This window comes from Streptomyces calidiresistens (genome assembly GCF_014141525.1).
GTDB classification, from domain to species: Bacteria; Actinomycetota; Actinomycetes; order Streptomycetales; family Streptomycetaceae; genus Streptomyces; species Streptomyces calidiresistens.
The window spans coordinates 1-7,185 of the sequence record NZ_VKHS01000215.1 but is presented as its reverse complement, the minus strand read 5'-3'; the positions used below and the strand labels follow the sequence as shown (position 1 = coordinate 7,185).

Genomic DNA, 7,185 nt, shown 5'->3' with positions numbered 1-7,185 from the left:
ACTGAGACGCCCGGCGGGGCCGGTGGGCCCGGGGGACCGGACCCGGCCCCGCCGGGCGTCTCAGTCGGTCGGGGCGGTGGCCCGGGCCGCCGCGCGGGCCGCCTCGGGCAGGGCGTCCGCGACGCGCTCCAGCGCCGCCGCGTCGTGGGCGGTGGAGACGAACCACGCCTCGAACGCGGAGGGCGGCAGGTACACGCCGCGTTCGAGCATGGCGTGGAAGAAGGCGGTGAAGCGGAAGGCCTCCTGGGCGCGGGCGTCGTCGTAGTTCCGCACCTCGCGGTCGGTGAAGAACACCGAGAACATGGTCCCGGCGCTCTGGATGCGGTGGGCGACGCCCTCCTTGGTCAGCACCGCGTCGACCAGTTCGCGCAGCTCGCGGGAGATCGCGTCCAGCTTTGCGTACGCGCCGACGTCCAACAGGCGCAGCTGGGCCAGCCCGGCGGCGGTGGCCACCGGGTTCCCCGAGAGGGTGCCCGCCTGGTAGACGGGGCCGGCGGGGGCGAGGCGCGCCATGACGTCGGCCCGACCACCGAAGGCGGCGGCCGGGAAGCCACCGCCCATCACCTTGCCGAAGGTCATCAGGTCCGGCCGGACCCGGTCGATGCCGTACCAGCCCTCGCGGGAGGCGCGGAAGCCGGTCATGACCTCGTCGGAGATCAGCAGCGCGCCGTGGCGGTCGCACAGGTCCCGCAGGCCGGCGTTGAAGCCCTCCACCGGGGGGACGACGCCCATGTTGCCCGCCGCGGCCTCGGTGATGACACAGGCGATGCCCTCCGGGTCCGCCTCGAAGGCGGCGCGCACCGCGTCGAGGTCGTTGTAGGGCAGCACGATCGTCTCGCCCGCCTGGGCGCCGGTCACACCGGGGGTGTCGGGCAGGCCGAGCGTGGCGACCCCGGAACCGGCGGCGGCCAGCAGCGCGTCCACGTGACCGTGGTAGCAGCCGGCGAACTTGATCACCCGGGCCCGGCCGGTGAAGCCGCGGGCCAGGCGGATCGCGGACATGGTCGCCTCGGTGCCGGAGGACACCAGGCGCACCTGCTCCACCGGCTCGATACGGGCGACGATCTCCTCGGCGAGGGCGACCTCCCCCTCACCGGGGGTGCCGAAGGAGGTGCCCCGGGCCACGGCGGCCTGCACGGCGGCGGTCACCCCGGGGTGGGCGTGGCCCAGGATCATCGGCCCCCACGAGCACACGAGGTCCACGTACTCCCGGCCGTCGGCGTCCGTGAGGTACGGACCGGTACCGGACACCATGAAACGGGGCGTACCACCCACGGCGCGGAAGGCCCGCACCGGAGAGTTCACCCCGCCGGGGGTGACAAGGGCAGCGCGGTCGAAAAGTGTCTGCGAAACTGGGGCATCGTAGGAGTAGGTCACACGATCCATGGTGACAGAGGCTTGTCCGGCATCGCGCGGGGGCGTTTTCACCACCCCGTGACGGGGGAAGCCTGGAACGATGATCGGGTCGGTGCGGCGGGGGTCGCGAACAATCGGGTGGTGACATGCAACGCGGTGGCGGACCGGGCGAGGGCACCGGGGACACGGGGCCCGAGGTGCCCCCGCGTTCACGTGCGCGCGGCCGGCACCGCAGACGCCCCGAATCCGGGGAACCCGAGGTCGTGCGCGCCGAGCCGCAGGCTCCCGGGACGAGGAACGGGGGACGCATGGCCCGCATGGGGGTGACGTACAAGTACTTCGGCGCGCCCGACGGCGCGACCGCCGCCCGGGTGCCGACGTCGATGCGCCCCGAGGAGCTGGGCGGGGACGAACTCGGCCAGGGCATGTTCACCCGCATCAAGCCCGAGACCATGGCGGCCATGGTCCTCACCGGCCTGAAGGGCATACCGCTGCACCGGGTGCCGCCGCTGGAGCTGGTGGTGCTGCACCCCGACTACGCGGTGGTCAAGCTGCCGACCACGGTCGTGGACCCGCTGCGGGACGTCGGCGAGGAGGCCATCGGCGCGGCGGCCTTCATCTGGTCCACCGTGCCCGACCGCAACGGCCCCAGTGACGCCTTCGACATCTACCGGCTGCTGCACGAGTGGCAGGACTTCTCCCAGCGCCTCCACGAGGCCGGTCACCAGCCGTACTGCCTCGTCTGGCCCTGAGTCGGGTCGGGGCCCCGCCGGCCCGGATGCCCCCGCGCCCCCTGGTCGCGTCATCGTTGCTCTTTCCGCTCTCCGGCCTTTCCCCGATCGCCCCGCGTCCCCGGCCCCCGGGATGTACCGACTTTGGTACATGTCGATGAAGCGCACCGACCTCCACGCCGACCCCGAGGACCCCGAGGACTCCGAGGACCCCGCCCACGACTACGACACCGATGCGATCCCCACCCCGGATCGCCGGGACTTTCGTGCCGGCGGGCCGCTCGGCCGACACGAGGCGTTCCGCCTCCTGCCGGAGGACCTTCCGTTCCGATCGGGGCCGGAAGCGAACAAACCCGCCCCGCGGAGCACCGTCGCTCCGGGGCCGGGTGCCACCCGTACCGTGATCTCTCCCGGCGCCCCGGCATCGTCGTATCCGCCCGGCGCCGGGGCGGCGGGGCGCCCCGGGCCAGTAGACTTCACGGCCTGCCGGGGCACGGCGCGTCTCGTGCCCCGTCACCACGATCACGGAACGACACCGGACCGCGCGCCGCCCCGCGGCGGCCGGTCCGGACGGCCGGTGTGCGGCCGGGAGGAGGGCACGACGTGCGGCGCATGGCGTTCATCGCGGGGGCCGCGCTGCCCGGCATCCTGCTCGTGACCCTGCTCTCCTGCTCCTCCGACCTCGGCGAGGACGTCGGGAACGGCACGGGCAACGGCACCGGTCCCGCCACCTCCGCGGGCAGGTACTCCACCCTCCCCGAGCCGTGCGGCGCCGTGGACCGCGAGCTGCTGACCGCCCTGCTGCCGGAGGCCGCCGAGGAGACGTTGGCGGGCGTCCCGAGGGCGACGTTCAACACCGCCCGCCGGGTGGGTTGCGTCTGGGAGGTTCGGGGCGATCGGGGCACCCACCGCCTGTCGGTGGACTTCCTGCGGGTCGTCTCCTACGACCCCGGGGTCAGTGACGAGGAGCAGGCCGAGCGGGACTTCGTCGCCGCCGCCGAGGCCGCCGGCCTCGATCTGCGACCGGAGCCGGAGGAGGAGCCCGACGCCTCTCCCCCGCCCGGCACGGGGGGCACCGACGGCGGGGAGGACGACGGGTCGCAGGACACCGGCGGCACCGGGAGGCCCGACGGGGAGGCCCCGGGAACCGAGGAGACCGGGAGCGCCGACGGGGACGACCGCGACAGCGAGGGGAGCACCGCCACCCCGGACCCGCGGGGGACCGGCGGGGACACCGACCCGGACGACACCGGGGACACCGGGGACGCCGGGGACGGGGACACCGGGGACACCGGCGAGGACACCGGCCCCCGCCTCGTGGAGAACACCGGCCAGGAGGCGTGGCTCGACGACCGCCTCGCCACCGACGCGGACGGGAGTCTGCGCGAGATCGTCGTGACCTTCCGCACGTCCAACGCCATCGTCACCGTCACCCTCGCGGAGGATTTCGGGCCGGGTGGCGTCCTGCCGCAGGACGCGGAAGCCCGTGACCGCACGGTGGAGTTGGCCAGGCGTCTCGCGGTCCGTTTCGAGGAGTGAGCCCGGACACCCCGCCGGGACACGGGGTTCCGGGCCGGTCGGGGAACCGCCGACGGGGCGTACCGTGTCTCCCCGACGGGAGACCCCGGACATCGGGGTCACACGGACGAGGACCAGAGGAACCATGGACCCCCACGTTGCCCCCGCCGGCCGGGCGGGCCGCCTGCTCGCCTGCGCACTCGTGCCGGCCCTGTTGCTGACCGCCTGCTCCTCCTCCGACGGCGGGGCCGGGGAGGGGGCGTCCGCCCCCGACACGGCTCCCACCGCCGAGGCGACCCCGGAGCCCGCGCGTTTCACCGGCCTGCCCAACCCCTGCCGGACCCTGGAGGAGGAGACGGTCGAGGAGGTGGTGCCGGGTGCCTCCGACACCGCCGGCGAGGAGCTGGAGTCCCCGGACACCGCCGCCAACGCCACCTGCCTGTGGAGCGGCATCGACGAGTACGACTTCCGCAGCCTGTCGGTGTCCCTGCGGCGCTTCGACTCCGACCCGTCGCTGGGCAGCGGCGAGGAGCGGGCCGCCCGCTACCTGGCCGACCGGGCGGCCGAGGTGGAGAACGACGAGGGCCTGGAGGACGTCTCCGCCGACGAGCCCGGTGAGGGCGAGGGGTGGGGCGACGAGGCCCGCTCCTTCTCCTTCGCCGTGGACACCACCACCGGCGACGACGAGACCCGTCCCTCCCGCCAGCAGCGGGTGGTGGTCCGGACCGCCAACGTGGTGGTGACCGTGGACCTGACGGGGATCGACTTCGACAACGACGACCCGCCCTCCGCCGAGGACATCACGGAGGCCGCCGAGCGGGTGGCCCGGGAGGCCGTGGCGGCGGTGGAGGCGAACGCCCCGACCGCCGAGGAGGACGGCGCGGAGGCCGGTGCGGAGGACGGCGACGGGGACGAGACCACCGACGCGGAGGACGAGGAGGACGCGGAGGACGGCGAGGGCTGAGCCGCGCCGCACGCCCCGGAGCCCGGTCCCGTTCGTCGCCGAACGGGACCGGGCTCCGCGCGTTCCCGGCCCTCCCCGCGCGGGGAGGGGACGCTCAGGGGGGACCGTCGGCGACGCGCACCCGGTCGTCGGCACCGTCGGAGAGGAAGGCGGCCAGGGTCCGCCCCTCCTCGGCGACCTCCTCGCGCTCGGCGCGGGAGAGGCGGCGCAGCGGGGTGACGGTCACGGTGCCGGGGGCGTCCCGGCCGCCACCGTCCCGCTCCACGGTCCAGGTGGCGGTGACCCGGCCGTCCACCAGCACCACCCGGGCGCCGTCCACCGACAGCCGCCGGTCGGCGTCGTCGATGATCCGGGTGCGGTCGTCGTACCCGAGGATCGCGTTGTCGAAGGCCGGCAGGAACCGCACCGGGGCGGGGGTGTCGGGGTCGGGACGCGGCGCGTCGGGCAGGTCCCACAGCACCCGGCCGCGCGCGTCCCGGAAGGAGACCAGTTCGTCCCGGATGGCGGCCACCGCCGCCGGCAGCCCCGCCAGGCCGCTCCAGGCGCGCAGGTCGGCGGTGGCGGCGGGGCCGAAGGCGGCCAGGTAGCCCCGGGCCATGGCCTCCCCGACGGGGTCGGTGCCCTCGGGGGCCGGTGGGTCGATGTCCCGTCCCAGCCAGGCGGCGACCGGGAGGTTGCGCACGCCCGCCCGGGTGCGCCACAGGCCACGGGGCGGCAGCTGGGCCATCGGGATGAGCGCGGAGACCAGCATCTCGCCGAGTGCGCGGTGCGGGACGTCCGGCCAGCGGTGGGCGACCGCGCGGGCGAGCTCGGCCATCGAGCGGGGCTCGCCGTCGGCCATCACCTCCCGCCCGGCCGCCGCCAGTTCCCCGGGGTCCACCCCGGCGAGTTCGCGACGGTAGGTGCCCCCGGTCCGTTGGCGCAGCATGGCGTCGTGGCGGGCGCGTCGGGCCAGGACGTCCTCCGCGGTGACGAGGTGGACGGTGCGGCGCATGAGGTGGGTGCGCACCAGCCGCCGCCCCACCAGCAGGTCGGAGAGGGCGCCGGGGTCGAAGGCGCGCAGTCGGGACCACAGGCCGATGAAGGGTTCCTGCGGTTCCTGCGCCTGCACGCCGCCCAGGTGCGCGACGGCGTCCCGGGGCGACAGGTCGGCGCGGGTGAGGAGGAGTTGGCGGGCGAGGGTCGCGCGGTTGAGCGCCCGGGTGTCGAGCACGGGTCCGCCGGTCACGCCGCACCTCCCCCGGGGCCGGGCCCCGGAGGGGGCGCGGCACGGGCCGGAGCGGGCGGATCGGCCGGAGCGGGTGGGGCTGTCACGACGGGGGTCCTTTCGCCGGCTCTCCCGGGGTGTTCCCCCACTCTCCCGGGGAAAGCGGTCACCTTCCGTCCGCATTCCCGTCCGCGTTCCCGTCCGCAACGTGTCCGCGTTCCGTGCGGAGGCGCGTCGGGACCCGTGAGGCACGTCCCGGGGGTTCGGCCGGCTCCGCCGGTTCGGCGCGCCGCCCCGCGGCCCCCTCGGTGACCCGACACCCCGTCGGCTCGCCGCCGCGGGGCGGGCACCTGCGGTGAAGGGCCGCGCGGGCCGCCCGGGCGGGGCGCGGGCGGCCCGCCCGGAGAGGTGACCCGGCGCGGGGAAACGCCGTCCGGCAGGGGATGGATCCGCCGTCGCGGACCGGAAAACCCGACTCCTCGGCGACCACGGGGCCGTTCGGTGTGCCAGGCTTGGCCCCCGATGGGAACACCAGTCTCATTCACGGAAGGGGCTCGCGGGTGGCCGCGATCACGTTGACACGCTCCCACCGCCTGTTGGTGGGCATCGTGCTGGCCGGCGCCGTGGTCATCGCGACGATCGGGTTCGTCGGCTCCTACGCCGCCGTCCGCGACCTGGCGGAGCGCAAGGGATTCGGGGAGTTCGCGCCGTTCTTCCCCATCGGCATCGACGCGGGCATCGTCGTGCTGCTCGCCCTGGACCTGCTGTTGACCTGGCTGCGGATCCCCTTCCCGCTGCTGCGCCAGACCGCCTGGCTGCTGACCGCCGCCACGGTGGCGTTCAACGGCGCCGCCGCGTGGGGCGACCCCCTGGCGGTGGGGATGCACGCGATCATCCCGGTGCTCTTCATCATCACCGTCGAGGCGGCCCGGCACGCCATCGGCCGGATCACCGACATCACCGCCGACAAACACATGGAGGGGGTGCGGTTCTGGCGCTGGTTCCTGGCACCGTGGCCGACCTTCCGCCTGTGGCGGCGGATGAAGTTGTGGGAACTCCGCTCCTACGAACAGGTCATCGAACTGGAGCGGGACCGGCTGGTGTACCGGGCGCAGTTGCGCGCCCGGTACGGCCGCTCCTGGCGGCGGCGGGCACCGGTGGAGGCCCGGCTGCCGCTGAAACTGGCCCATCTCGGGGTGCCGTTGGAGGAGGCCGCCGGGATGGTCCACCGGCCGCTGGCCGGGGAGGCGCCGCGCCCCGTCCAGGCGGTCGCCCCGGCGAACGAACCCGCCCCCGTGACGGCCGGGACGACGGACGATCGGTCCGCGACGGTCCCCGGCCCCCGGGAGGCCCGGGAGCCGACCGGGACCGCCCCCGAACCGGGGACGGCGTCGCCCGGGGCGCACTCC

At 75.3% G+C, this 7,185-nt stretch carries 6 protein-coding genes; 4 read left to right on the top strand and 2 right to left on the bottom strand.

Features of this window, described 5'->3' with window-relative positions; translation table 11 throughout:
• Nucleotides 1–60 precede the first annotated feature (60 nt).
• Nucleotides 61–1,386 (bottom strand): glutamate-1-semialdehyde 2,1-aminomutase, encoded by a 1,326-nt coding sequence (gene hemL, locus FOE67_RS11375; RefSeq protein WP_182663204.1) that lies wholly within the window; start codon nucleotides 1,384–1,386, stop codon nucleotides 61–63.
• A 116-nt stretch (nucleotides 1,387–1,502) separates the two neighbouring features.
• On the opposite strand from hemL, the gene FOE67_RS11370 reads away from it, so the two are divergent.
• The 3 genes from FOE67_RS11370 to FOE67_RS11360 all read left to right on the top strand — a co-directional run bounded on the left by FOE67_RS11370 (nucleotide 1,503) and on the right by FOE67_RS11360 (nucleotide 4,569).
• Nucleotides 1,503–2,108, top strand: coding sequence for a hypothetical protein (locus FOE67_RS11370; protein WP_182663202.1), 606 nt, complete (start codon nucleotides 1,503–1,505; stop codon nucleotides 2,106–2,108).
• 582 nt (nucleotides 2,109–2,690) lie between these two features.
• Entirely contained in the window at nucleotides 2,691–3,626 is a 936-nt protein-coding gene (locus FOE67_RS11365) for a DUF3558 domain-containing protein (RefSeq protein ID WP_182663200.1), read from the top strand.
• A 124-nt stretch (nucleotides 3,627–3,750) separates the two neighbouring features.
• Nucleotides 3,751–4,569, top strand: coding sequence for a hypothetical protein (locus FOE67_RS11360; RefSeq protein WP_182663198.1), 819 nt, complete (start codon nucleotides 3,751–3,753; stop codon nucleotides 4,567–4,569).
• Between the two features lie 94 nt (nucleotides 4,570–4,663).
• On the opposite strand, the gene FOE67_RS11355 is transcribed toward FOE67_RS11360, so the two are convergent.
• Entirely contained in the window at nucleotides 4,664–5,797 is a 1,134-nt protein-coding gene (locus FOE67_RS11355; protein WP_323384728.1) for a winged helix DNA-binding domain-containing protein, read from the bottom strand.
• Nucleotides 5,798–6,336: 539 nt separating this feature from the next.
• Between FOE67_RS11355 and FOE67_RS11350 the strand changes: the two genes are divergently transcribed.
• Nucleotides 6,337–7,185: DUF2637 domain-containing protein (locus FOE67_RS11350; protein WP_323384726.1), on the top strand; the 849-nt coding region annotated here is incomplete at its 3' end.